25 protein-coding genes are annotated in these 24,371 nt (G+C 74.6%); 12 read left to right on the top strand and 13 right to left on the bottom strand.

What is annotated here, in order from left to right; genetic code table 11:
• The first annotated feature begins 126 nt into the window (after window positions 1-126).
• The 3 genes from ACFQ9Z_RS14215 (at window position 127) to ACFQ9Z_RS14205 (ending at window position 2,352) form a co-directional block, all read left to right on the top strand.
• A complete protein-coding gene (locus tag ACFQ9Z_RS14215; protein ID WP_383016082.1) occupies window positions 127-618 on the top strand; it encodes a peptidylprolyl isomerase in 492 nt (163 codons plus the stop codon).
• Window positions 619-671: 53 nt separating this feature from the next.
• The gene (locus tag ACFQ9Z_RS14210) at window positions 672-1,322 is read left to right on the top strand and encodes a hypothetical protein (protein WP_383016079.1); all 651 of its coding nucleotides are present in this window, start codon (window positions 672-674) and stop codon (window positions 1,320-1,322) included.
• A gap of 238 nt (window positions 1,323-1,560) precedes the next feature.
• Window positions 1,561-2,352 (top strand): ribonuclease BN, encoded by a 792-nt coding sequence (locus ACFQ9Z_RS14205; RefSeq protein ID WP_383016076.1) that lies wholly within the window; start codon window positions 1,561-1,563, stop codon window positions 2,350-2,352.
• 12 nt (window positions 2,353-2,364) lie between these two features.
• Here the strand turns inward: ACFQ9Z_RS14205 and ACFQ9Z_RS14200 are convergent, their stop codons facing one another.
• Together ACFQ9Z_RS14200 and ACFQ9Z_RS14195 are read right to left on the bottom strand one after the other, a co-directional pair.
• Window positions 2,365-3,243: an NmrA/HSCARG family protein gene (locus ACFQ9Z_RS14200; RefSeq protein WP_383016073.1), complete on the bottom strand. Its 879-nt coding sequence runs from the start codon at window positions 3,241-3,243 to the stop codon at window positions 2,365-2,367.
• Window positions 3,244-3,443: 200 nt separating this feature from the next.
• Window positions 3,444-4,895 carry a purine-cytosine permease family protein gene (locus ACFQ9Z_RS14195; RefSeq protein WP_383016070.1) on the bottom strand — a complete coding sequence of 484 codons (1,452 nt, stop codon included), beginning with the start codon at window positions 4,893-4,895 and terminating at the stop codon, window positions 3,444-3,446.
• Between the two features lie 180 nt (window positions 4,896-5,075).
• On the opposite strand from ACFQ9Z_RS14195, the gene ACFQ9Z_RS14190 reads away from it, so the two are divergent.
• Window positions 5,076-5,957 carry a serine hydrolase gene (locus ACFQ9Z_RS14190; protein ID WP_383016067.1) on the top strand — a complete coding sequence of 294 codons (882 nt, stop codon included), beginning with the start codon at window positions 5,076-5,078 and terminating at the stop codon, window positions 5,955-5,957.
• Window positions 5,958-6,382: 425 nt separating this feature from the next.
• Here the strand turns inward: ACFQ9Z_RS14190 and ACFQ9Z_RS14185 are convergent, their stop codons facing one another.
• A complete protein-coding gene (locus ACFQ9Z_RS14185) occupies window positions 6,383-7,288 on the bottom strand; it encodes an NAD-dependent protein deacetylase (protein WP_383016062.1) in 906 nt (301 codons plus the stop codon).
• A 543-nt stretch (window positions 7,289-7,831) separates the two neighbouring features.
• Between ACFQ9Z_RS14185 and ACFQ9Z_RS14180 the strand changes: the two genes are divergently transcribed.
• Together ACFQ9Z_RS14180 and ACFQ9Z_RS14175 are read left to right on the top strand one after the other, a co-directional pair.
• Window positions 7,832-8,905 (top strand): NAD(+)/NADH kinase, encoded by a 1,074-nt coding sequence (locus ACFQ9Z_RS14180; protein ID WP_383016055.1) that lies wholly within the window; start codon window positions 7,832-7,834, stop codon window positions 8,903-8,905.
• A gap of 103 nt (window positions 8,906-9,008) precedes the next feature.
• A complete protein-coding gene (locus ACFQ9Z_RS14175; protein ID WP_383016052.1) occupies window positions 9,009-9,587 on the top strand; it encodes a hypothetical protein in 579 nt (192 codons plus the stop codon).
• A gap of 26 nt (window positions 9,588-9,613) precedes the next feature.
• Here ACFQ9Z_RS14175 and ACFQ9Z_RS14170 read toward each other — a convergent pair whose 3' ends face one another.
• The 5 genes from ACFQ9Z_RS14170 to ACFQ9Z_RS14150 form a co-directional block, all read right to left on the bottom strand.
• Window positions 9,614-9,841 carry a hypothetical protein gene (locus ACFQ9Z_RS14170; protein ID WP_143633568.1) on the bottom strand — a complete coding sequence of 76 codons (228 nt, stop codon included), beginning with the start codon at window positions 9,839-9,841 and terminating at the stop codon, window positions 9,614-9,616.
• A complete protein-coding gene (locus ACFQ9Z_RS14165; RefSeq protein ID WP_383016047.1) occupies window positions 9,828-10,169 on the bottom strand; it encodes a DUF6400 family protein in 342 nt (113 codons plus the stop codon). The genes ACFQ9Z_RS14170 and ACFQ9Z_RS14165 overlap by 14 nt, the downstream gene beginning before the upstream one ends.
• Window positions 10,170-10,241: 72 nt before the next feature.
• Complete coding sequence (locus ACFQ9Z_RS14160) at window positions 10,242-11,210, bottom strand: threo-3-hydroxy-L-aspartate ammonia-lyase (RefSeq protein WP_383016044.1); 969 nt, start codon at window positions 11,208-11,210, stop codon at window positions 10,242-10,244.
• Window positions 11,211-11,275: 65 nt separating this feature from the next.
• Window positions 11,276-12,526, bottom strand: a complete 1,251-nt coding sequence (locus ACFQ9Z_RS14155) for an alanine racemase (RefSeq protein WP_383016041.1) — start codon at window positions 12,524-12,526, stop codon at window positions 11,276-11,278.
• A gap of 10 nt (window positions 12,527-12,536) precedes the next feature.
• Entirely contained in the window at window positions 12,537-13,223 is a 687-nt protein-coding gene (locus ACFQ9Z_RS14150) for a transcriptional regulator (RefSeq protein ID WP_383016038.1), read from the bottom strand.
• A gap of 403 nt (window positions 13,224-13,626) precedes the next feature.
• Between ACFQ9Z_RS14150 and ACFQ9Z_RS14145 the strand changes: the two genes are divergently transcribed.
• Together ACFQ9Z_RS14145 and ACFQ9Z_RS14140 are read left to right on the top strand one after the other, a co-directional pair.
• Window positions 13,627-14,088 carry a cyclic nucleotide-binding domain-containing protein gene (locus tag ACFQ9Z_RS14145; RefSeq protein WP_383016035.1) on the top strand — a complete coding sequence of 154 codons (462 nt, stop codon included), beginning with the start codon at window positions 13,627-13,629 and terminating at the stop codon, window positions 14,086-14,088.
• Between the two features lie 38 nt (window positions 14,089-14,126).
• A complete protein-coding gene (locus ACFQ9Z_RS14140) occupies window positions 14,127-14,777 on the top strand; it encodes a CBS domain-containing protein (protein WP_383016032.1) in 651 nt (216 codons plus the stop codon).
• Between the two features lie 139 nt (window positions 14,778-14,916).
• Here ACFQ9Z_RS14140 and ACFQ9Z_RS14135 read toward each other — a convergent pair whose 3' ends face one another.
• From ACFQ9Z_RS14135 to ACFQ9Z_RS14120, 4 genes are all read right to left on the bottom strand, one after another.
• Window positions 14,917-15,522, bottom strand: coding sequence for a hypothetical protein (locus tag ACFQ9Z_RS14135; protein WP_383016028.1), 606 nt, complete (start codon window positions 15,520-15,522; stop codon window positions 14,917-14,919).
• 41 nt (window positions 15,523-15,563) lie between these two features.
• Window positions 15,564-16,265 carry a CBS domain-containing protein gene (locus tag ACFQ9Z_RS14130; RefSeq protein ID WP_383016025.1) on the bottom strand — a complete coding sequence of 234 codons (702 nt, stop codon included), beginning with the start codon at window positions 16,263-16,265 and terminating at the stop codon, window positions 15,564-15,566.
• 290 nt (window positions 16,266-16,555) lie between these two features.
• Window positions 16,556-17,275, bottom strand: a complete 720-nt coding sequence (locus ACFQ9Z_RS14125) for a pyridoxamine 5'-phosphate oxidase family protein (protein WP_383016022.1) — start codon at window positions 17,273-17,275, stop codon at window positions 16,556-16,558.
• A gap of 28 nt (window positions 17,276-17,303) precedes the next feature.
• Window positions 17,304-18,374: a zinc-dependent alcohol dehydrogenase family protein gene (locus ACFQ9Z_RS14120; protein ID WP_383016020.1), complete on the bottom strand. Its 1,071-nt coding sequence runs from the start codon at window positions 18,372-18,374 to the stop codon at window positions 17,304-17,306.
• Window positions 18,375-18,777: 403 nt separating this feature from the next.
• On the opposite strand from ACFQ9Z_RS14120, the gene ACFQ9Z_RS14115 reads away from it, so the two are divergent.
• Together ACFQ9Z_RS14115 and ACFQ9Z_RS14110 are read left to right on the top strand one after the other, a co-directional pair.
• Window positions 18,778-19,119, top strand: coding sequence for an STAS domain-containing protein (locus ACFQ9Z_RS14115; protein WP_383016017.1), 342 nt, complete (start codon window positions 18,778-18,780; stop codon window positions 19,117-19,119).
• A gap of 71 nt (window positions 19,120-19,190) precedes the next feature.
• Window positions 19,191-19,874 (top strand): CBS domain-containing protein, encoded by a 684-nt coding sequence (locus ACFQ9Z_RS14110; RefSeq protein ID WP_383016014.1) that lies wholly within the window; start codon window positions 19,191-19,193, stop codon window positions 19,872-19,874.
• A gap of 355 nt (window positions 19,875-20,229) precedes the next feature.
• Here ACFQ9Z_RS14110 and ACFQ9Z_RS14105 read toward each other — a convergent pair whose 3' ends face one another.
• Window positions 20,230-21,165 carry a LysR substrate-binding domain-containing protein gene (locus tag ACFQ9Z_RS14105; RefSeq protein WP_383016011.1) on the bottom strand — a complete coding sequence of 312 codons (936 nt, stop codon included), beginning with the start codon at window positions 21,163-21,165 and terminating at the stop codon, window positions 20,230-20,232.
• A gap of 98 nt (window positions 21,166-21,263) precedes the next feature.
• Here ACFQ9Z_RS14105 and mdlC point away from each other — a divergent pair, with 98 nt between their 5' ends.
• Window positions 21,264-22,844: a benzoylformate decarboxylase gene (gene mdlC, locus ACFQ9Z_RS14100; protein WP_383016008.1), complete on the top strand. Its 1,581-nt coding sequence runs from the start codon at window positions 21,264-21,266 to the stop codon at window positions 22,842-22,844.
• Window positions 22,845-22,915: 71 nt separating this feature from the next.
• Window positions 22,916-24,370 carry an aldehyde dehydrogenase family protein gene (locus tag ACFQ9Z_RS14095; protein WP_383016005.1) on the top strand — a complete coding sequence of 485 codons (1,455 nt, stop codon included), beginning with the start codon at window positions 22,916-22,918 and terminating at the stop codon, window positions 24,368-24,370.
• Window position 24,371: the final 1 nt, after the last annotated feature.

Genomic DNA, 24,371 nt, shown 5'->3' with positions numbered 1-24,371 from the left:
ACGCGTTCGGGTAGGGTTCGTCATGAGGCCGGAGGTCCGTGTCGCGGCGGACGCCGGCGAGGACACCGGGCGTCCAGGCGGACCCTTCCGCGCGCCGGGGCGCCGCTCGACGGTAGGTTGATCGCCATGAGTGACAACGTGTACTTCGACATCACGATCGACGACGAGCCGGCCGGCCGGATCGTCTTCAAGCTGTTCGACGACGTGGTCCCCAAGACCACCAGGAACTTCCGCGAGCTGGCCACCGGCCAGAACGGTTTCGGTTACGCCGGCTCCTCCTTCCACCGCATCATCCCGCAGTTCATGCTGCAGGGCGGCGACTTCACCCGGGGCAACGGCACCGGCGGCAAGAGCATCTACGGCGAGAAGTTCGAGGACGAGAACTTCGACCTCAAGCACGACCGTCCTTACCTGCTGAGCATGGCGAACGCGGGCCGGAACACGAACGGTTCGCAGTTCTTCGTCACGACGATCGTCACCGACTGGCTCGACGGCAAGCACGTCGTCTTCGGCGAGGTCGTCGAGGGCCAGGACCTGGTGAAGCGCATCGAGTCGCTCGGCAGCCGCAGCGGCACGCCGAGCGCGAAGGTCACGATCGCCGAGAGCGGAACGGTCTAGCGGGCGCCCCGGGCGGACACGCCGGTGACACCGCCCCCGTCCGGCCCGGGCCGATGAGCGGCCGTGCCCGGTCGCGGGCCCGGCCCGCTCCGCTGCGCTTCGACGGCTGGATCGCGGGAGCCGGGACGTCGTCCGGCACTCGGCTGGTGCTCGGGCACTGGCTCCGCTCGCCCTTCGGCCCGTTCAGCGACGTGATGCTCGAACGGGCCGACGGCCACCGCCTGCTGCTGGCCCCCACCCCGGAGACGGCCCGGTTCATCGGCGGCACCTACACCTTCGACGAGGTGCGGGTCGTGTCCGTACGGGTGCGTGCGGACGATCGCTGCTGGACCGTGGACGCGGAGCCGCTGCTCCGGATGAGTCTCACCGTCGGGCGGCGCGGTGCGACGGGGCTGCTGCTCAGGGCGGTCCCTGGCGCGCTGGCCGCGTCGCCCGCGTGGACCGCCGTGACGGATCCGCTCGCCCGCCTGCTGCTGGGGGTGCGCACGCGCGGGAGCGCCGGCGGGGGCAGGCGCGAATGGTACGGAGCGCGTGATCAGCGGGCCCTGACCGCGGCGACGGCCACCTTCGAGGGACGGGACCTCGGTGCGCTCGCGCCGGTCGCACCGCCCGTGCGCTTCGGTTTCGGCTCCACGCCCCGCCGGCCGTCCCTCGTCCGCGTGACCACCACGGTCCGCGAGACGGCGCGGCCCACCGCCCCGTGACGGTGCACGACCGGGCGGGGCGGGCGCCTCCCGGCGCCGCCCTGCGGTGTGTACTCCCGTACGCGGCGGGGACCCGGCAGCCGGACCCGGGCAGCAGCCCACCGGAGGGGGTCCGTGCGGACCGGCTCGTTCCGTCGGATCATGGCAGACCAGGGGCTCGGCAGGTGCCGTCCGTCGAGGGCGGGCGCAGGGCCGCCGGACGGCGGAGAGCCCGGGTGCGCGAGCACGGGAGGGACCCGTGAGGCAGTGGCGGCGCGGCCTCCACCGCGCTTGGGAGTGGCTCGGCGTGCGCGCGCTGTTCCGGCGCGGGCGGGACCTGGAGCTGATGCACCGGGCGATGGGGTTCGCCACGCTGGCCCTGGTGACGCTCGCCCCGCTGCTGATCGTGGTCGCCGCCGGCGATCCGCTGGTCCGGGGCGGCTTCGCCTCGTGGCTCACCGACGGCATGGGCCTGTCCGGGCCGTCCGCCGACGCCCTCACCGGCATCATCAGTCCGCCGCGCAAGGTCATCGGCACCACCAGCGTGCTGAGCCTGGTGCTGCTTGCGGTGTTCGGGGTGTCGTTCGCCGGCAGTGTGCAGAACGGTTACGAGCGGATCTGGAGTCTCGCGTCCGGCCCCTGGCACCGGGTCTGGCGGCAGGCGACCTGGCTCGTGGTGATGACCGGCTACCTCTACCAGGAGGTGCAGACCCGGCCCGCGCTGCACGGGGTGCCACGGGTCCTGACGTCCGTGCTGAGCGGCGTGCTGTTCTTCTGGTGGGGCCAGCGGTTCCTGCTGGGCGGCCAGGTCACCTGGCGCCGCCTGCTGCCGGGCGCGATCGGCACCGTGGTCGGTCTGGCCGGGCTGCGCGCCTTCTCGCACCTGGTGTTCACCCCGCTCATCGTCACCAACGCGCTGACCTACGGGGCGATGGGGACGGTGCTGGTGGTCGAGTCATGGCTGATCGGGGTGGGCTTCGTGGTGTACGGGGGCGCGCTGTTCGGCCGCTGGTTCTGCGAGCACCACTGGATGCCGTCCCACGACGAGTGAGGGCCCCGCCCATCAGCGCCGGGGCTCCGCGGCGAGCAGGTCCGGCCAGTCCTGGGCCGCCGCCCAGTCGGCGAAGGTGTGCCAGCCGACCTCGGGGTGGGCCCGGCGCAGGGCGGTGACGTCGACGTCGAGGCCGGTGGTGCCGAAGTACCCGAACATCGCCGCGAGGTCGTGCGAATGCGTGCGGACCTGGGACAGGGGCACCTCGCGGTGCGCGACCGGGAGACCGGCGGCCGTGGTCAGCACCGCGGCGATGCCGGCGGCGGTGAGTTCGTCGGAGGCGATGTCGACGCGGCGGCCGGTGAACTCGGCGGGGCGCGTGAGGGCCAGGGCCGCGAAGACGCCGATGTCCTCGGCGGGGATCAGTGTCAGGGGGCGGTCGGCCGGCATGGGCCAGGCGAAGGTGTTCTCGCGCAGGCCCTCCAGCGTCCAGCCGGAAGCGAAGTTGTCCATGAAGGCCGCCGGCGCCACGACGGTCCAGGGAACGCCCGTCGTGCGCAGGTGACGCTCGATCTCGGCCTTGCTGTCGTAGTGCGGTATGCCCGTGCGGCGGTCGGCGTGCGCCGCCGAGGTGAACACGACGTGCCCGAGCCGGGCGTCCGCGGCCGCGTCCAGCAGGGTCCTGCCCTGGCGCACCTCGGTCGCGGTGTCGGTGCCGAACGGGGTGGTCACCGCGAAGAGGGAGTCGGCGCCCGCGAGGGCCGCGTCCAGGGAGGGGCGGTCGTCGAGGTCGGCGCGGCGTACGTCGGCGCCGAGCCGGTGCAGGGCCCGGGCCGCCGGTGCGGCCGGGGTGCGGGTGAGGGCGCGGACGTGGTGTCCGGCCGCGAGCAGCGCGCGGGCGGTGGCACCGCCCTGGGCGCCGGTCGCGCCGGTGACGGCGATGGTGAGCATGGCTGGGCTCCTTGGGTGAGTCGGGGTCGTGGGGCGCGCGGAGGGGCGCACGGGAAGGCCGGGAGGCGCGGAGAGACCGAGCGGCGCATGGTGAGCGGCGCGGCGCAGTGGCTGCGCCACGCAGAAAGATACCTTGAATTCGCTGCGCCGTGCAGCCGATTTGGCCGAGGGCCACCGCCTCCGGCTGCCGGGTCCGGCCTTCAGGGTTCGCGGTGTTCGTGCGCCGCCCGCTCCAGGGCCTCCGCCTCGGCCTCGGCGATGCGGGTCTCGGCGGCCACGTCCACGGAGCGCGTCAGCCACCAGTACAGCAGCGCGGACACGGGCAGCCCGACGAACAGCGAGATGTCGGCGCCGCCCAGCGCCTCGGCGGCGGGGCCGACGTACAGCTTGCCGACGGAGAAGAACGGGATCATGACGGCGAAGCCGACGAGGTAGGCGATGATGCCGTGCCAGCCCCAGCGGCCGTAGATACCGTGCGGGTTGAAGATCTCGGCGATGGCGTAGTGGCCGCGGCGCACGACGTAGTAGTCCATGAGGTTCACCGCGGTCCACGGGATGAACAGGTAGAGCACCACCAGCAGGAAGTCGTTGAAGTTCTGCAGGAAGTTGGCGGTCGCGGCGAGCGCACCGACCAGCGAGAGCGCCGCGGTCAGCCCGATGGTCAGCAGCCGCACGCCGAGGGTGGGCCGCACCCGCCGGAACGAGTCAATGGCGCTGATCAGAGTCAGTGAACCGCCGTACATGTTCAGCGCGGTGACGGAGATCAAGCCCAGCGAGGCGAAGAGCAGCACGATCGCGCCGAATCCGTCGAAGATCTTGTCGCCGGCGGCGTTGATGGACCGGATGGTCTCGAAGTCCTTGCCGGCCCAGGCTGCCAGCAGCGCGCCGAGCACCATCAGCCAGATGCCGCCGAGCGCGGAGCCGAAGTAGGTCCAGTAGAAGGTCTTGCGGACGGTCACGTCCGGCGGCAGGTACCGGGAGTAGTCCGAGACGTAGATGGCCCAGCTGATCTGGTAGCCGGCGACCACGCCGAACTGCGCCAGGAACGGGGTCCACCGGAAGCCGCCGAGGTCGAAGGAGCCGGGCGGGTAGTGCAGGGTGACCAGGACGCCGACGGTGAAGACGCCGAAGACGACGAGGAAGGTGTAGGTCAGGAAGCGCTCCGCCTTGTGGATGATGTCGTAGCCCACCAGCGCGATCACGAGCGCCACCACGGTGACCACGACCACCCACAGCCGGACGCCGCCGTGCAGCGTGGTGTGCAGGGCGTCGGCGGCGAGGCTGCTGTTGAAGACGTTGAACCCCGCGTACTGCACATAGGCGAAGAGCCACACCAGCAGGGCGCCGCGGTAGCCGAACTGGGGCCGCGACTGGATCATCTGCGGCAGTCCGAGCTGGGGCCCCTGGGCCGAGTGGAAGGCCATGAAGAAGGTGCCGATGACGGTGCCCACGACGATGGCCAGCAGCGACCAGATCAGGTTGCCGCCCTGGGTGATGCTGATCAGCCCCACCGCCAGGGTGGCGATCTGCGCGTTGGACATGAACCACAGCGGACCCAGGTGCCAGAGCCTGCCGTGGCGCTCGTCCAGGGGGACGTAGTCGATCGAACGGACCTCGAGACCGGACACCCTGGACTCGCCTGATGTGCTCATGACGCCTCCCGGACCAGGCACGCCTCCTGGTCTCATTCTGCGCCCATCACGATCTGTTGCCCTGCTCACAAATCGCCCCGAAAGGGCCTTTTCGTGGCATCGGTCACTTCACCGGACCGTCCTTCTGACTACGTTCACACCGTCGTGTCCCTGTCCCCCGCACCGCCGAGGCCCCTCACCATGCCGTTCCGATCCTTCCTCTCGCCGCGCCCGGGCAAGCGCGCGGCCGCCTGCGGCGCGCTCACCGTGGCCGCCGCGACGCTGCTTGCCTCCGGCGTCCTCGCCCCGGCGTCCGCCGCCGCGGCCACCCCGGCCGCCGCCGGCCCGGCGGACTTCCCCGCCTCGGTCGGCGCGCACGGCAAGGCACGGGTGACCGCCGCGGTCCTCGACCTCGACCTGCCGGGCCGCGCGCCCACCGTGTTCGGCGAGGAGACCCCCTACGACACGGCCAGCATCATCAAGGTCGACATCCTGGCCGCGCTGCTGCTCAAGGCGCAGGACTCGGGGCGCGCGCTGTCCGACGGGGAACGCGCGCAGACCAAGAAGATGATCGAGCACAGCGACAACGCGGCGGCCAACGCCCTGTGGCGGAGCATCGGCCTCGCCCCGGGCCTGAAGGCGGCGAACAAGCGGCTCGGGCTCACCGAGACCGTGGGCGGCCCCGGCGGCAAGTGGGGCCTGACCCGGACCACGTCCGCCGACCAGATACGGCTGCTGCGCGCGGTGTTCGACACCGGGCAGGCCACGAAGCCGGGTTCCGCCCCGGCGCTCGACGCCGCGTCCCGCGCCTACGTACGCGGCCTGATGAGCAACGTCGCCGACGACCAGTCCTGGGGCGTGTCGGCGGCCGGCGGCGCCGGAACGGCCCTGAAGAACGGCTGGCTCCAGCGCGACACGACCGACCTGTGGGACGTCAACAGCGTCGGCCGGATCACGGCGGGCGGACACCACTACCTGGTCGCGGTCCTGTCGGACGGCAACAAGACCATGAAGGACGGCGTCTCGCTGGTGGAACGGGCGGCCCGGGCCGCTGTGTCCACCGCGACGGCCGGCGCTTCCTGACCGCACGACGCGGCGGCGGGAGGGAGGCGGGGGCGCCGTCAGGCGTCGCGAGTGCCGCGAGTGCCGTGGCCGGAGCCGCCGCGGGTCCTGGGGCCGTTGGCCGGGGCCGCCTCCAGGCGCCGCGAGTGCCGTGACCGGGGCCGCCGTCAGGCGCTGCGAGTGCCGTGGCCGGAGCCGCCTCCAGGCGCCGCGAGTGCCGTGGCCAGGGCCGCCGCGCCGTGCCGGTGCGCATGGCCCGGCGGGCGCCGCGAGCACCGCGGGTCCCGTGGCCGGAGCCGCCTCCAGGCACCGCGAGTGCCGTGACCGGGGCCGCCGCGCCGTGCCGGTGCGCATGGCCCGGCGCGGCGCCCGCCGGGCCGCGGCGGCGGACCGGCGCCCGCCGTCACAGGTCCCGCCGGGGCTCCGCGCACGCGCCGCGGCCAGGGCTACGCCGGGTCCGCGGCCGGTGCGTCGACGGGGACGCCCAGCCGGTCGGCCACCGAGGTGAGCGCCGCGCCCAGGGGCAGCGCGACGCGGGTGCGGGCATGGCGGTCGCCCCGGGTGGGGTCCCGGTTGACGATCAGCACCGGCTTCTCCGCCTGGGCCGCCTGGCGGACGAACCGCAGCCCGGACATCACCGTCAGGGAGGAGCCCAGGACCAGCAGCGAGGAGGCCTCGCGGACCAGGGCGCGGCAGTGCTCGACCCGCAGCGGCGGGACGGCCTCGCCGAAGAACACGACGTCCGGTTTGAGGATGCCGCCGCAGACCGTGCAGGGCAGCACCCGGAAGTCGCCGACCTGGTCGTCGGTGAGGTCGGCGTCGCCGTCCGGGTTGATGCCCGCGGCCACCGGATCGAAGCCCGGGTTGGCCTCCTCCAGCCGCCGGGCGAGTTCGCGGCGGGGACTGAAGGCGCCGCAGGAGAGGCAGACGACCCGGTCCAGGCTGCCGTGGAGTTCCACCACGTCCTCGGTGCCGGCGGCCTGGTGCAGGCGGTCGACGTTCTGGGTGATGACGCCCGAGAGCAGCCCGTGCCGTTCGAACGCGGCCACCGCCCGGTGCCCGGCATTGGGCCGGGCGCGGCCGAAGGTGCGCCAGCCGAGGTGGCTGCGCGCCCAGTACCGGCGCCTGGCCCGGGGGTCCGCGGTGAACTCCTGGTAGGTCATGGGGGTGTGCCGGGTCAGGCTGCCGCCCTCGCCCCGGTAGTCGGGGATGCCCGATTCGGTGGAGATGCCCGCCCCGCTGAGCACCAGCACACCGCCGGCGCTCAGCGCGTCGGCGACCGGCTCCAGGTCCGTGGTGCCCGGCGGCAGGTCGTCCGCGGGGGTCCAGCTCAGGGTGGGGCGCATGCGCATGCCGTCAGGGTACGGAACCGGCCCGGCGCGCCACCGCGTCAGCCGTCCGGCGTTCACCTCCTCCGTCGCGGCGACCATGCCGGGTCCGTTCCAGCCGGTGTACAACGCCCCGCCTTCGTGCAGTCCAGGCGGTCGTCCTCGGCGTTGGTCAGCGGGTCGTAGCCGTTCTCCGCGAACTGCCTGGCCAGTGCGTATCCGATTCCGCTGGAAGCCCCGGTCACCAGGGCGAGTGGCCTGTTCTCGTTCATGCCGGTGCGGGTGACCACGCCGGTCGCCGCCCAACCGCCGGAGGCGCCCGGAGGCGCCCCGGATGGGCCCTCCTCCGGCGGCCCCGCCCGGGACGCGGGCGCCGGACCGGGTTCCCGTGGTCCCGTACTCGTGGCCCGGGGAGCGGCGGGCGTCGGATCGGCTCGGTCAGGCGTGCGCCGGACCCGTGACGAGGGCGCGGCGAGGGGCGGCGGGACACGGCCGGGCGGCGCGGGAGGTGCCGGCCGGGATTCCCGGCGAGGATGGACTCCGGGGCCAACCGGCTGGGAGGCGGGTATGACGGTGAACCGTGTCGGTCTGGTCGTGCACGGCGGACGGGCGGAGGCCGTGGCCGCCGCGAGCGCCGTGCGCGAATGGTGCGCCGAGCACGCGGTGGCCTGCGCCGACATCGACGTGTGGCGGGAAGGCGAGCGGCACAGCGCCCGGGAGGAGGTCGACGCGGCCGGCGATCCGGACCTGATCGTCACCCTGGGCGGCGACGGGACGTTCCTGCGCGGCGCCCGGCTGGCGGCCGAGAACGACGCCCTCGTCCTGGGCGTGGACCTCGGGCGGGTGGGCTTCCTGACCGAGGTGCCCGCGCCCGCGGTGCGAGCCGCGCTGGAGGCCGTGCGGGAGGAGAGGATCACGGTCGAGAACCGGATGCTGCTCACCATGCGGGCGTCGTGCCGGCTGGAGGTGCCCGCGCACATGGAGGCGCTGGTGCGCTACGGCCGCGGCCCGATGCTGCCGCCGCCACGGGTGCGCTCGGAGTGCGAGACCGGTGACGACTGGGGGATCGCCCTGAACGTCATGGCCCTGAACGACGTGGTGCTGGAGAAGCTGACCCGGGACCGGCAGGTGTCGGTCGGCGTCTACCTCGCGGGCCGGCTGCTGGCCGCCTACTCCGCCGACGCACTGCTGGTCGCCACGCCGACGGGCTCGACCGCGTACAGCTTCGCCGCGGGCGGCCCGGTGGTGTCGCCCCGCGCGGAGGGTCTGATCTTCACTCCGGTCGCCCCGCACATGACGTTCAACCGGTCGGTCGTGGCGGCCCCGGACGAGCCCATCGCGCTGCGCGTGCTGGAACGGTCCGGGCAGGCCGCCGTCAGCATCGACGGCCAGGTCCGCGGGGTGCTCGACCCCGGGGACTGGATCGGCGTGTACGCCGCTCCACGCCGGCTCAAGGCGGTCCGGCTGGGCCCGATGGACTTCTACGGCCGGCTGCGGGAGCGCATGAGGCTCACAGACGCCCCGGCAGCGCTCGCCGACGGCGACGCCGCGCCGCTGTGGCCGGTGCGCACACCGCCGCCGGGCGACCTCGCGCACCTCGCCATGCCCACCGCCCCGCACCGGGCGCCGCCCCTGACCTGACGCTCTGGGCCGGCCCGCGCGGTCTCCCCGCCCCGTCGTGCAACCATTCGCCATATCCGCATGTCTCACCCCATAACAGCATGGCGTGACCAAGGGGGACATCATGCGGAGAACAGGAATCATCGCGACAGTTCTCGTCCTGGCGGGCGCCGGACTGGGCGGCGCGGCGACGGCGGCGGACGCGGCTCCGGCGGCCGCCGCGCGGGCCACGGCCTGTCCGACCGGCTGGGGCAGCGGAGCCAAGGGCGGCCCGGCCACCGGGGCGGTGCCGCTGAAGAACGTCAGGACGGGGCGGCACGACTGCTACGACCGCATCGTGTTCGACGTGCCCGGCGGCGGCCGGGCCGTCCGCTACCACGTCGCGTACGTCGAACGGCTGCGGCAGAGCACCACCGGGCGCACCATCCCGGTCGCCGGCGGGGCCGTGCTCGACATCCGTGTCGGCGCGCCGAGCTACGACCCGGCGACCGGCGCGGTCACGTACCCGGGGCGTGTGGGCCGCACCCTGCCGGGCGTCGACGTGCGCGGGTACCGCACCTTCCGGGACACCCGGTTCGCCGGGAGCTTCGAGGGCGAGACGCAGGTGGGTCTCGGCGTGCGGGCCCGGCTGCCGTTCCGGGTCCAGCAGGCGGCGGGCCGGCTCGTGGTCGACGTGGCCCACAACTGGACGGGCGCCCGCTGAGCGGGTCCTGCGGGTCCCGGCCCGTGTCACATCTGGGAGCGGGTGGCGCCGAAGTGCGTCTCGTGGTTCCAGACGTGGCGGCAGGACGGGCACTGCAGGTGCAGCAGGCTGCCGGTGTTGGAGAGCAGGTAGCGCCAGTGCCCGCGGCACGGGCGCCCCTGCTCGCAGGTGGCGCAGCCGCGGCGGTCGTCGCAGTTGGGGCAGGCCACCCAGGCACGGCGGCCGATGTCGGCCTGCGGATCAAGCGGCAGCATCGCCGCCACCGCGCCGGGGCAGCACACCGGCCGCGATCAGCTCCTCGTAGAGGCGCTGCTGCTCGGCGTCGAGGCCGGAGTACAGCAGGTCGTACGCCTCCTGCTCGCCGTGCAGGGCCGCCACCGGGTCCCAGCCGGCGCCCAGTGCGGCCACGGTGTGGGTGCGCCGGAGCATCTCGTGGGAGCTGAGGTCGACGGTGAACTCGACGAGCCGGGCGGCGCCGGGCCGGTCCGCCGGGGGCCGGCCGGCCCCCGCGGACTCGTCCGGTTCGGACTTTTCGAGAGGTTCGCCGGGTTCGCCGGGAAGGATGGGGCCATGGGGGGACATGTGTCCGAACGTAGATACGCCCGGGCCGCCGGGGCAAGAGCGGGTGGGAAGCGGGTGGGAGAAGTCACAGGGTCAGCGGGCGATGAGACCGGTGAACCGCTCGGTGTCGATGTTGCCGCCCGAGGCGATGACGCCGATCCGTCGCGGCGGGTCGTCGACGCGCCCGGCCATGAGAGCCGCGAGGGCGCTCGCGCCGCTCGGTTCGAGGACGATCTTCAGGCGTTCGAAGGCGAACCGCATGGCGTGGACGATCTCCTCGTCGCTGACGACGGAGACGGCGTCGACCAGGCGCTGGTTGATGGGGAAGGTGATCTCGCCGGGCGTGGCCAGGGCCTGGCCGTCGGCGATGGTGCGGGGCACGGGGATGGTGACGCGCGCGCCGCCGGCCAGGGAGAGCCTGGTGTCGTCGCCCGCTTCGGGCTCCACGCCGACCACGCGGATGCCCGGGTGCAGCGCCTTGGCCGCGGTGGCGCTGCCCGCGATGAGGCCGCCGCCGCCGACCGGCACCACCAGCGCGTCGAGCGCCCCGGTGTCCTGGAGGAGTTCGAGGGCCGCGGTGCCCTGGCCGGCGATGACGTGCGGGTGGTCGTAGGGCGGGATCAGGGTCAGGCCCCGGTCCTCGGCCAGGGCCTCGCCGAGGGCGGTGCGGTCCTGGGTGTAGCGGTCGTAGGTGACGACCTCGGCGCCGTACCCGGCGGTGGCCGCCAGTTTGGAGCGGGGGGCGTCCTCGGGCATCAGGATGACGGCGGTGGTCCCCAGCTCGCGGGCGGCCAGCGCGGTGGCCTGGGCGTGGTTGCCCGACGAGTAGGCGGCGATGCCCTTGGCCAGTTGCCCGGGCGAGAGCCGGGCGGCGGCGTTGTAGGCGCCGCGGAACTTAAAGGCGCCGACCCGCTGGAAGTTCTCGCACTTGACGAACACCTCGGCGCCGACGACCGAGTTCAGCGTGCGGGAGGTGAGCACGGGGGTGCGATGGGCGATGCCCTGGAGGCGTGCGGCGGCCTCCCGGACGTCGTCGAACGATACGGGCGATGCGTCGGCCATGTCGGGTCCTTGTGACGGGAGGGGCGGGGCGGCGGGTCGCCGGCCGGCGGGCCGGCGGGGTGCGGTCACCAGCCGGTGACGCGGTTCCAGACGGCCTGGATCCCGGGCGCGGGACCGGCGGTCCGGCTGCTGTCGACGACGTGGTAGCCGCGGTGCTGGGCGGCGGTTGCGCAGGCGTGGTTGGGCAGGACGCGCAGGCGGGTGCCGACGGGCAGGTCGGGCAGGGGGGCGCCGTCGCGGGCGGTGAGGGTGCCGTGCTCCTGGCTGGCGGCGGTCATGACGAGCCCGGGCACGAGCCGTCCGTCGAGGCCGGCGACCAGGCCGTAGCCCTGGTCCTGGGGCTGTGCGGAGGTGCCGCGGTCCCGGGACATGGCCATCCAGCCGCCGTCGGTGATGATCCAGCCGTACTCGGGGCGGTGGCCGATGACGGTGACGACGACCGACAGGGCGAGGTCGTCCAGTTCGCAGACGCCGAGGCCGGCCATGACGAGGTCGAAGAAGACGTAGTTCCCGGCGCGCAGTTCGGTGACGCCGGTGAGGTCCTCGGCGGCGTGGGCGGTGGGAGTGGAGCCGACACTGACGACGGGCACGGGCAGGCCGGCGGCGCGCAGCCGGCCGGCCGCCGCGACGGCGGCGTCGCGTTCCCGCCCGGCGGCCAGGCGCCGCTCCTCGGGGGTGTGGGCGAAGTACGACTCGCCCGCGTGGGTCAGCACCCCGTCGAGGCAGCCCGCGTCGTGCAGGGCACGGCCGATGCCGACCAGTTCCGGGGCGTCGGGCCGCAGGCCGCCGCGGTGGCCGTCGCAGTCGATCTCGATCTGGGCGGGAAGGCCGATGCCGGTCTCCCGGGCGGCATCGACCACGGCCCTCGCCTGTCCGGCGCTGTCGAGCAGGACGCGCAGGGTGACGCCGCGCCGCCGCAGCGCGAAGGCCCGGGGCAGCTTGTGGGGGTCGATGCCTACGGCGTAGGTGATGTCGGTGTGGCCGCCGTCTGCGAACGCCTCGGCCTCGGCGAGGGTGGAGACGGTGACGGGGCCGGGCGTGCCCGGGTGCGCGAGCGCGGCGACGTCCAGGCTCTTGGCCGTCTTGACGTGCGGGCGCAGGGCCACGCCGAGGCGTTCGGCGTGCCGGGCGAGCCGCTCGATGTTGCGCCGCACCCGGTGCACGTCGACGACCGCGAACGGGGTGTCGGGGTCGGCCAGCGTCCGGGCGGGCGGGGCGGTGGGCGCCGGAGCCGTCTGCGGCCCCGGGGCCCCGTCGGCGAGCGCGGCGGTCCGCTCCTCGGTGCTGTGCGGCAGACGGCGGTCCGCGGCGGTCATGGGCGGCCTCTCACCTGGTGTAGTTGTAGACGGTGGCGCGGGAGACGCCGAGCAGGTCGGCGATGCTCTGGGCGGCGTCGCGCGAGTCGAAGTAGCCCTCGGCGTGCAGGTGCCGCACGAGTTCCCTCTTGGCGTCCCGGCTCAGCGAACGCGGGGTCCCGCCGCGCTCGGCGGCGAGTGACTCGACCGCCCCGCGCAGCTCGCGGGCGTTGCGGTCGCGCAGTGTCTCCAGCGGGGGGTCGCGGTGGTCGGTGTCGGTGGCGACGAGCCTGGACAGGGCCAGCGTGACGGGTGACAGCACGGAGACGTCGAGGTTCAGGCAGAGGGCGGCGATGTAGTCGCCGGCGCTGTTCTTGATGCCGATCGAGGTGCTCTTCGCCGGGCGGCCGTCGGGGAACCGGTTGGGGTAGTTCTGGATGACGCCGGGGTAGTCCGGGTCGGCGATCCGGGCCAGGCCCAGCTCGGTCGCGGAGTCCCCGGTCCGGCGGCCGGAGAGGTTGTTCTCGATCGTCCTGATGGCGTGCCGGGGGTCGCGCAGGTCGTGCAGGACCACTTCGCACAGGCCCGGGAACATGCGCCCGAGGGCGACGGCGATCTTCTCGGCCTCCCGGATGAGGTGTTCGTCCGGGTCGGCGGCCGCGGACGCCGCCGACCCGGCACGGCGCACCGGCTCCGCGCCGTCCGTCACGTGATCCATCGGCCCCTCCCCGTATATGGACTCGAAATCCAACTCTGGACGGAAAGGCTAACCCGGGAGCCCGCCGGCGTCCAGAGCCGGATCGCCGGGACGGGCCGCGGGGACGGGCGCCCGAGGTGGCCGGGGTGGAGCGGCGGCCGGACACTACTGGTGGACGGGCCTTTCCCGTGGTCTGCTGGAGGTAGCGGGAAGGACTCCTTGGAGACGCGGGGAAGCGGCTCGCGGCCGTGCACCGCGCAATCAGGATCCACGAGAAGCGGATGGCGTCCTTCCCGCCCTCATGCGCCCTTCCCGGCCCCCGCGGCCGGGCCGAAGGGCCCACGGGCGGGGCCCGAGCGGCCCGTGGTGCCGAGGCCCCGGGAGGCCCACGCTGGCACCAGACGCCACGAAGGGAGCCGGGGCCATGACCTCCGCCACCACCACCTTGAACGCCGCTCTGCCCGCCGAGCACCGTGAATCCCTGATGCGGGCGGCCCGCGAGGTCTCGTTCGCGAGCGGTGCCCGCCTGTTCGAGGAAGGCCGGCGGGCCGACCGCTTCTGGATCGTGCGCACCGGCACCGTGGCCCTGGACCTGAGGGTGCCCGGCCGCCGTCCCGCCGTCATCGAGTCGCTCGGCCACGGCGACCTGGTCGGCTGGTCCTGGCACTTCCCGCCGCACATCTGGCAGTTGGGCGCCGAGGCGCTGAGTCCCGTGCGGGCCTGGGAGTTCGACGCCGGGACCGTCCTGGACATGTGCGCCGAGGACCCGGAGTTCGGCCGGGCGATCGCGGTCTGGGTGGGGCGGGTGGTCGCGCAGCGGCTGCACGCGTCCCGGATCCGGCTGCTCGACCTCTACGCCCCCTACGGCAGCGGCGGCCTGGTCTGACCGCCCGGCCCGGCGGGGAGGACCCCGAGGAGGACACCATGACAGGCAGCCCGTACCGGGTAAGCGACGTGATGACGCGGGCGGTCGTCGCGGTCGGCCGCAGGGCACCGTTCAGGGAGATCGTCGAGCGCATGGAGGAGTGGAAGGTCAGCGCGCTGCCCGTGCTGGAGGGGGACGGCCGGGTGATCGGCCTGGTCTCCGAGGCCGATCTGCTGCCCAAGGAGGAGTTCCGGGACAGCGACCCGGACCGGCTCACCCAGCTGCGCCGCCTGCCCGACCTGGCCAAGGCCGGAGGGGTGACGGCGGACGAGGTGATGAGCGCCCCGGCGGTCACCGTCCACGCCGACGCCACGCTCGCCGAGGCGGCGCGGATCATGGCCCTGCGGCACGTCAAGCGGCTGCCCGTGGTGAACGCCGAGGGAGTACTCGAGGGCGTCGTCAGCCGCTCGGACCTGCTGAAGGTGTTCCTGCGCCCGGACGACGACCTCGCCGACGAGATCCGGCGCGACGTCGTCGACGTCCTCTTCCCGGCCCCGGTCGAGCCGGTGCACATCACGGTCTCGGACGGCGTCGCCATCCTGACCGGCCGGGTCGCCGACGCGGCCCGCATCCCCCTGGCGATCGGCATGGTCCGGGCCGTCGAGGGCGTGGTGAGCGTGGAGTCCCACCTCACCGCGGCCGAGGGCTGACGCCAGGCCGCTCCGACAGGGCCCCGCCCCCGAGCCGTGGTGAGCGTGGAGTCCCACCTCACCGCGGCCGAGGGCTGACATCAGGCGGGTCCGACAGGGCCCCCGAGCGGCCACGCCTCCAGGCGCCTCTCCCCCGCCCTCACCCCCGTCCCCCGCTGAACTTGCGCCACTCCGGGCCGACGCGCTTCCACTCCTCGTCCCATTCGGCCAGCCGCCGGCGCAGCAGGGCCGCCTGGAGCAGCCGGCCGCCGCCCCAGACCGCCGCGCCGAAGAGCGGACCGACGAGGATGCCGGTCAGGGCCGCCTGCAGGACCGCCTCCGTCCTGCTCAGGGGCTCCGGGACCACCCGGCCGGCGGTGTCCGCCCACACCGTGAGCCGGGTGCCCGCCAGGGCGTTCGGCAGGACCCTGGCCGTGGCCCGGTGCACCGATCCGCCTGCGTCGGTCCAGCGCACCGTGGCCCGCACCCGGCCGTCGTCGTGTCCGTTCGCGGCGGACGGCGTCTCCGGCTCGACGCCGGTGACCACGGCGGCGACCGGGTGTGCGCGGGCCCGCCGTGCGGCGAGGTCCGAGTCCACCGAGTGCGCCGCCAGCAGCCCCGCGAAGGCGCCGCCGACCAGGACCAGGAACCAGACGCCGAGCACGATCCAGGCCTCGACGGCGTCGCTGTGCCGGCGCAGCGCGTTGTGCCGCCAGCGCCACAGCCGGACGGGGGACTCGTTCGGTCGGGATGGTTTCGCGGGCATCGGGGACGGCCTCCTCTCGGCTCCGCCTGCCGTCGCCGCCGTCAGGCGGGGGCCGCCGGCCGCAGCTCCGGAAGACCGGGGCCCGCGTGCGGGTGGCGGCGCGGGCCGGTCAGGGCGCAGCGCACGTCGACGACACCGGGCACCGAGCGCGCCAGCAGGGTGGCGAGCGGCACCAGCGCGGTGTCGTGCACGCGCCCGGTGAGGGTGACCACCCCGTCGCGCACCTCGACCCGCACCGGCGCCTGCCGGGTGCCGAACAGCCGCACGACCACCTCGCGGGCGACGTCCTCGGCGATGTCCTCGTCGGTGCGCAGGAACACCTTCAGCAGGTCGGAGCGGCTGACGACCCCCCTGAGGGTCCCGTCGGGACCGACGACCGGCAGGTGTTTGACCCTGCGGCGGGCCATGACGCGCGCCGCGTGCGCGAGGGTGGCCCCGGGCGGCACGGTGACGGCCGGGGCGGTCATCAGCTCCGCCGCGGTCACCGCGTCCGCCTTGCGGAGGTCGGCGAGGTGCCGCAGCTGCGCGGACCGGTCCGGGTCGCCCTCGCGGTACTCCTCCTTGGGCAGCAGATCGGCCTCGGAGACCACGCCCACCACCCGGCCGTCGGCGTCCAGCACCGGAAGGGCGCTCACCTGCCACTCCCGCATCGCCTGCGCGATCTCCTTGAAGCCGGCGCCGGTGCGCAGCGCGACGACCGGACAGGTCATCACGTCGTTCACGACCGTCGGAGTGCCGTTCATGGCGCCCTCCGGGGGCTCGGATGCCTTCCTGGGACTTCTTCAGCGTGCGCCCGCGACCCCGCCCGGGGCATGGGCCGAGTGGCCCGTTCCCGCGGCCGGAGCGTCCCTCACGACGGCCGGTCACACGATCGCGAGGGACCTGTGGCCCCCGGTACGGGTCCATCGGCACTACGGACGCCGGCGCGGCATGGGCCACAGTGGTCGCAGGAGCGGCACCGATCCCCCGCGGTGTCGCTCCGTCGTCCGCGCCCGGCGCCCGGCCGCGGTCGCGGGGGCGTCGCCGGCCCGCCTCACACGGTGATCCGGCGTCCGGTGATGGTGAACGGGTCGATGCGCACCCACACGCTCCGGACGCCTCCCGCCCAGGGCAGGCTGTACGCCCGCTCCGCCAGCCGGAGCTGCTCGTGCCGGTCGGTGACCGCGTGGGCGGGCCCGCGCACCAGGACGCTCCAGCCCTGGCTGAACGCCTCGTCGATGCGGTCCACTTCGAACGCCACCTGGAGTCCGGCGGCCAGCGAGGGGGTCGCGCCGCGCGCGGTCCGGAAGACGATCGCGCCGTCCACGACGGTGTAGTTCACCGGCACGATCAGCGGGCCCGACGCCGTGGGCACCGCGAGCCGCCCGACGCCGTGCATGGCCAGCAGGGTGCGGCACTCGCTCGGGCGCAGTCTGCTGAACTCCGGTGCGCGTGCGGCCCGTCCGGTGCCGGGCGGCAGGTCGACGCCGCCGCCAGTGAGTTCGTTGACGGTGGTCTCCAGCGCCTCGGCCAGGTTCATCAGGGCGCCGGTGCCCGGCGCGGCGCCGGGGTGCTCCTCCAGGTACCTGAGATAGCTGGCCGCCATTCCGGCGCGGGCCGCGGCCTGCCGCCGGGTCAGGCCGAGCTGCAGCCGCCGGGCGGCCAGCCGCCGGCCGAGGTCGCCCAGCGCCGTACGGGTCTCCGCCTCCGGGGCGTCGGTGACCGCTCCCGCGGAGAGGCCCGCCGCCGTGCCCGCCCTTGTCCTGCCGGTCATGGTCCCTCGCCTCCGTCTCGCTTCGTGCTCAGGCCGCGGGGACGGCCAGTTCCGCGTGCTGCTCCCCGCCGAGCACCACCTTGAGCGCGCCGGTCTCGGCGGCCCGGGAGAAGATGTCGTAGGCCTCCTCCATCTGCTGCAACGGGAAGGTGTGGGTGACCAGTCCACCGGTCGGCAGCCGGCCGGCCGCGGCCATCCGCAGCAGCGTCGGGGTGGAACGGGTGTCCACCAGGCCGGTGGTGATGGTCACGTTCCTGATCCACAGGTCCTCGAGGTGCAGGGTCGCGGGCCGTCCGTGCACGCCGACGTTGGCGACGTGCCCGCCCGGACGGACGACGCGGGTGCACAGCTCGAAGCTCTCCGGGACGCCGACCGCCTCGACCGCCACGTCCGCGCCCAGCCCGTCGGTCAGGTCGTCCACCAGTTGCCGGGGCGCCTCCCGCGCGTCGGCCACCGCGTCGGCGCCGAACCGCCTGGCCGCCTCGAGCCGGGCCGGCGCCAGGTCGACGGCGATGATCCGCTCCGGCGAGAACAGGCGTGCCGTGGTGATCGTCGCGAGGCCGATGGGGCCGGCGCCGACGACCACGACGGTGTCTCCAGGGCGGACCCGCCCGTTGAGGACGCCGACCTCGTAGGAGGTCGGGAAGATGTCCGCCAGCAGTACGGCGTCCTCGCTGCGTACGGCGCCGGGCAGCGGGTGCACGGACAGGTCGGCGTGGGGCACGCGGACGTACTCCGCCTGGGTGCCGTCGATCAGGTGGCCGAGGATCCAGCCCCCGCCGTCGCGGCACTGGCCGTAGCAGCCGTCCCGGCAGAAGCGGCACCGGCCGCAGGAGGTGATGCAGGAGATCAGCACCCGGTCGCCTGGCCGCACGGTGTTCACGTCGCTGCCGGTCTCGACGACCTCGCCGACCGCCTCGTGGCCGAGCACCGTGCCGGGGCGCACCTCGGGCACGTCGCCCCTGAGGATGTGCAGGTCCGTCCCGCAGATGGTCACGGCGCCGACCCGCACGATCACGTCGGTCGGCTCCTTGATCGCCGGGTCCGGCACGTCCTGCCAGGAGGCCTGCCCGGGACCGTGGAAGACGTAGCCCTTCATGACGCTCCTCACCTCTTCGGTCTGCCGCGGCGCCAGGGCGTCCGGCGGGTGCGCGGGCGTGGGCCTGACTCCGGCGCGGCGCCGGAAGTGCCCCGCATGTTCAGCTTGTGCGGTGGGCGGGGGTCACGCTTGGGCCGACCGGCCCTCGCCACCGGCCGGAAGGCGTCCGTCCGGATCCCGCGCGGGCCCGCCGGCACGCCGACCCATACCGGCCCCGTCCGCGCCCACGCCGGTCCCTGTCCGGGCCCCGCCCCGCCCGGCCCCGCACGGTGCCGTCTCCTGCCGTCGCCCGACCCTGTCGTGCCCGCGCCGGGCCCGTTCCCCGCCCCGTGGGCCCCGTCGGCCCCGGGATGGGGCCGACCGGCCCTACCGCCCACGCCCCGGAAGGCGTTTGTCTCGTTGCATGCCCGAGAACCGCACGACGTCCGGCCCGCGCCCCGCGCCCAGCGAGGGCGGCGGCACGACCGTCGTGGCCCTGGACGGGGAGATAGACGTGTTGTCCGTGGACGCGCTGGCGCAGCGGCTCGACGCGCTCACCGCGGGCCCGCGCCCCGATCTGGTGCTCGATCTGCGCCCGGCCACCTTCATCGACTGCGCCGGGCTGGGCGTCCTGTGCCGGGCGCGGAACCGGGCTCTGGCCCGCCGGGGCCGGCTGCGGCTGGTCGCCGAGAGCACGAGCTTCACGCGCCTGCTGCGCCTGTCCGGCCTGGGCGGAGTCTTCGAGGTGCACCGGGGGCTGCCCTAGCCGCCCCCGGCCCGCCGCCGCGCCCGGGGCACGGAACCGGGGCACGGAACCGAGTCCCTCCTGGAGTCACCATGTACGGCACCCCGCACATCGTCAGCGACGTCATGACGCACACGGTCGCCGCCGTCGGCCGCCGGGCCCCGTTCAAGGAGATCGTGGAGATGATGCAGGACTGGCGGGTCAGCGCCCTTCCGGTGATCGAGGGCGAGGGCCGGGTCGTCGGTGTCGTCTCCGAGGCCGACCTGCTGCCCACGGAGGAACTCCGGGACGATCCCGCGGAGGAGTACACCCGGCTGCGCCGCCCCGCCGACATGGCCAAGGCAGGCGCGCTCAGCGCCGGTGACCTGATGACCGAGCCGGCCGTGACCGTGCGCGCCGACGCCACCCTGGCCGAGGCCGCCCGGGCGATGGCGCGGACCGGGGTCAAGCGGCTGCCGGTGGTCGACGAACTCGGGCTGCTGCAGGGCGTGGTGAGCCGCGCCGACCTGCTCAAGGTCTTCCTGCGCGGGGACGAGGAGATCGCCGAGCAGGTCCGGAGGGAGATCGTGTCCTACCTGTTCCCGCCGCCTTCGTCGTCCCTGCACGTGGTGGTCGAGGACGGCGTCGTGACGCTCGTCGGCCGGGTGCGCGACAGGGCCCTGGTGCCGGTGGCCGCCCGGCTGATCAGGGCCGTGGAGGGGGTGGTCGACGTACGGTTCGACCTGCCGCCGGGAGGCCGGGACGCGGTGGCCGGGCAGGGCGCCGCCACCGAGTGACCGCGTGGGCGGGGCCTACTTGGGCCCGGGGCCCACCAGCACGACCGGACAGTCGCGTGCTGCGGCACGTGCCGGCTGACGGAGCCGGGCGGGGCCCGGGCGAAGCCGCCCTGCCCCGGCTGCCGACGACCAGCGCCTCGGCTCCCTCGGCGGCCCGCAGCAGCACCTCGGCGGGGTTGCCGTGCGCCACGTGGGTCAGCACCGAGCGGGCCACGTCCGCGCCGAGCACGTCGGTGACTTCCCGCCGCATCCGGTCACGGGCCTCGTCCCGGTCGATGTCCATGTCCACCACCGGCCCCGACCAGCCTGACCTCCACGGTGCGCGAGAGGCACCGCACCGCCAGAGGTGAGCGCCCTACCGGATGGCGGTAGGCGGCAGTTGCGCGGGGCTGACCAGCTCGCCCAGGACCTCGGCCATGAACTGGACCAGCCAGCGCTGCGAAGGACTGCGGGACGCCTCGTGGCGGGCGTAGAGCGCGATCTCGATCGGCTCGGTGTCGAACGGCAGCCGGACCAGCCGCAGCCGGTGGGAGGCGGTGAACACCTCGCCGACGTACTCGGGGACGATCGCGATCAGGTCGGTCCGCTCCAGCAGGTACGGCAGCACCGAGAAGCGGGTGGCGTCCACGGCCAGGCGGTCCAGCAGCCCGTGGGCGGCGAGCAGCGACCTGGGCGCGACGTGCCCGCTGGGCCCGTACACCGACGCGTGCTGCTCGGCGGCCAGTTGGGCCAGGGTGACGCCGGCGCCGCGGATGCGCGGATGGTCGGCGGCGACCACGCCGACGTAGCGCTCGTGGAACAGCGGGATGCGCACGGTGCGGTGCGAGGTCAGCACCGGTGTGGCCACGAAGGCGTCGAGTTCGCCGCGGCGGAGCTGGCTCTCGGCGTCGTCCACGTCAAGGGAGCGCACGGCGAACGACACCCGGGGCGCGCGCTCGCGCGCGGCCGCCACCAGGCGCGGCAGCAGCGTCACCTCGCCCAGGTCGGAGAAGGAGACGGTGAAGCGGCCGCCCATGGCCGCGGGGTCGAAGTCGTCGGACTGGCGGATCGCCCCGTCGATGTCGGCGAGGGCGCGCTGCAGCGGCTCGTACAGGCGGCGGGCGCCGGCGGTGGGGGTGAGGCCGCGGCCGGTGCGGCGGAAGAGCTCGTCGCCGAAGTGGCGGCGCAGCTTGCCCAGGCTGTAGCTGACGGTCGGCTGGGTGACGTGCAGGGTCTCGGCGGTGGCCGTGACGCTGCCGGTCTCGTAGAGCAGCACGAAGACGCGGGCGAGGTTCAGGTCGAAGCTGCTCATATCGACGGAGTCTATATCGCGGCCGGGCAACATCTATTGGTGACCATGTCGCCAGCTCCTTAGCGTGTGCTGCGTCACTTCCGAAGGGAACAGCACCCGTGCCATCCGTGCGTCATGTCGCCCATGAGTTCCTGCGTCGTCAGGGGCTCACCACCGTCTTCGGCAACCCCGGCTCCAACGAGCTGCCCTTCCTCGCCGACCTCCCGGACGGGTTCCGCTACGTCCTGGGCCTGCACGAGGGGGCCGTGGTGGGCATGGCCGACGGCTACGCCCAGGCGACCGGCCGTCCCGTCCTGGTCAACCTGCACGCCGCGTCCGGCTCCGGCAACGCCATGGGCGCGCTGACGAACGCGGTGGCCTCGCGCACGCCCCTGGTGGTCGTGGCCGGCCAGCAGGTGCGGCCGGCCATCGGGCCGGAGGCCAACCTCGCCAACGTCGACGCCTCCGCGCTGATGCGGCCGCTGGTCGGCTGGGCCGCCGAGCCGGCGTGCGCGCAGGACGTGCCGCGCGCGCTCGCCCAGGCGGTCTTCGAGGCTGGACTGCAGCGGCGGCCCACCTACCTCTCCGTGCCGTACGACGACTGGGCGGCCGACGCGGGCGAGAACTCCCTGGCGGTGCTGGACCGCCGGGTGGAGCGGGCGGGCGTGCCCGGCGGGGAGCAGGGCCGCCGGCTGGCCGAGGCGGTCGCGGCGGCGCGGCGGCCGGCACTGGTGCTGGGCGGCGACATCGACTCGGCCGGGCTCTTCCACGACGCGGTGCGCCTCGCCGAGCGGCTGGGCGGTCCGGTGTGGGCGGCGCCGTCGCAGTTCCGGCTGCCGTTCCCCAACCGCCACCCGCTGTTCCGCGGGGTGCTGCCGGCCGGCATCGAGCCGGTGTCCCGGGCCTTCGAGGGCCACGACCTGGTGCTGGTGCTCGGCGCCCCGGTGTTCCGGTACCACGAGTACCTTCCCGGACGGTACCTGCCGGAGGGCACCCGGCTGATCCAGGTGACCGAGGACGCCCCGGCCGCGGCGCGGGCGCCGATGGGCGAGGCGCTGGTGGCCGATCCGGCTGCGGTGATCGAGCTGCTGCTGAAGGCGCTGGACGCGCCCGCGGCGCCCACGGGCGCGTTCCGTCCGGCGCCCGAGCCGGCGTCCGCCGAAGGGCCGCGCCTGCACCCCGAGCAGGTGTTCGCGGCCCTGCGGGACGAGCTGCCCGGCGACACCGCCTACGTCGTGGAGTCGACGTCGACGAACGCCGCGTGGTGGCGCCAGATGGACCTGCGCGAGCCCGGCTCGTACTACTTCCCGGCGGCCGGCGGCCTCGGCTTCGGGCTGCCCGGCGCGGTCGGGGTCGCCATGGCCCAGCCCGGCCGCCCGGTCGTCGGTGTGATCGGGGACGGCTCGGCCAACTACGGCATCACCGCCCTGTGGACCGCCGCGCGGCACCGGGTCCCGCTCACCGTGGTGCTGCTGCGCAACGGGACGTACGGGGCGCTGCGCTGGTTCAGCGGTCTGCTCGGCGTGCCGGACGCGCCGGGCCTGGACATCCCGGGCCTGGACTTCACCCGCATCGCGGAGGGCTACGGGGTGCCGGCCCGGCACGTCGGCGGCGCGGACGAGCTGCGGGCCGTGCTGGCCGAGCGGCCGGACGGACCCCGGCTCGTCCAGGTCGACACCGCGCTGACGACGCCCTCCTGACCACCCCCCGCCCGAACGCCCGAACCCCTCTCAGAGAACTCGCCGCCCGACAGGCGGCGGAAGGGAAACCGATGACATTCCTGGACAGCGCCGTCTGGGGCGAGAAGTTCCACAGCGACGGCTGGCGGGACGCCGCCGCCGGGCGGCCGGTGACCGAGCCCGCGACCGGGGACCGGCTCGGCACCGTGGGCCTGGCCACCGCCGAGGACGTAGCCCGGGCCGCGGCCCGGGCCGCCGAGGCCCAGCGGACCTGGGCGGCCACCCCGGCCGCGGAACGGGCGGCCGTGCTGCGCCGCGCCGGCGAGCTGTTCACCGAGCACGCCGCCGAGATCGAGGACTGGCTGGTGCGCGAGGCCGGTTCGGTGCGCTCCAAGGCGTCGTTCGAAGTGGGGCTGGCCCTGGGCGAGTGCTTCGAGTGCGCGGCGCTGCCGACGCACCCGCAGGGCGAGGTGCTGGCCTCCGAGGAGGCCCGCTGGTCGTTCGCCCGGCGCCGGCCGGCCGGTGTCGTCAGCGTGATCGCGCCGTTCAACTTCCCGCTCATCCTCGGGCTGCGCTCGGTGGCGCCCGCGCTGGCCCTGGGCAACGCGGTCCTGCTGAAGCCGGACCCGCGCACCGCGGTGAGCGGCGGCGTCGTCATCGCCCGCGTCTTCGAGGAGGCCGGGCTGCCCCCGGGCCTGCTGCATCTGCTCCCGGGCGACGCGTCGGTCGGCCGGGCCGTCGTCGAGGCGCCCGAGGTGCGGGTCGTCTCCTTCACCGGCTCCACCCCGGTCGGCCGGGCGATCGGCGAGCAGGCGGGCCGGCTGCTCAAGCGGGCCCACCTCGAACTCGGCGGCAACAACGCCCTGGTGGTGCTGCCGGGCGCGGACGTGCGCAAGGCGGCCGCGGCCGGCGCGTTCGGCTCGTACCTGCACCAGGGGCAGATCTGCATGACGACCGGCCGCCACATCGTGCACGAGTCGCTGCTCGAGGAGTACGCGGCGGTGCTTGCCGCGAAGGCGGACGCGCTGCCCGTGGGCGACCCGGCCCGGGAGGACGTGGCGCTGGGCCCGATCATCGACCGGCGGCAGCTCGAGCGGGTGCACGGCATCGTCACCGAGAGCGTGGCGGCGGGCGCGAAGCTGGCCGCGGGCGGCGAGATCGTGGGCGCCGGGTACCGCGCCACCGTGCTGACCGGCCTCACCCCGGACATGCCGGCCTGGCGCGAGGAGATCTTCGGTCCGGTTGCGCCCGTCATCGGCTTCTCCACGCCCGAGGAGGCCGCGCGGATCGTCAACGACTGCGAGTACGGGCTCTCCGTCGGCATCCTCGGTGACGTGGGCACGGCGATGAAGCTCGCCGACCGGATCGACTCCGGCAAGATCCACATCAACGAGCAGACGGTCGCCGACGAGCCGCACGCCCCGTTCGGCGGGGTCAAGGCGTCCGGCACCGGGTCCCGGTTCGGCGGAGCCGCCGCCAACATCGAGGCCTTCACCGAGACCCAGTGGGTCACCGTACGGCCGGACATAGCCGACTACCCGTTCTGAT

Source organism: Streptomyces sp. NPDC056580 (assembly GCF_042793175.1).
GTDB lineage: Bacteria > Actinomycetota > Actinomycetes > Streptomycetales > Streptomycetaceae > Streptomyces.
The sequence above is the reverse complement of the archived record's forward strand: the minus strand, read 5'-3'. Positions and strand labels throughout refer to the sequence as shown.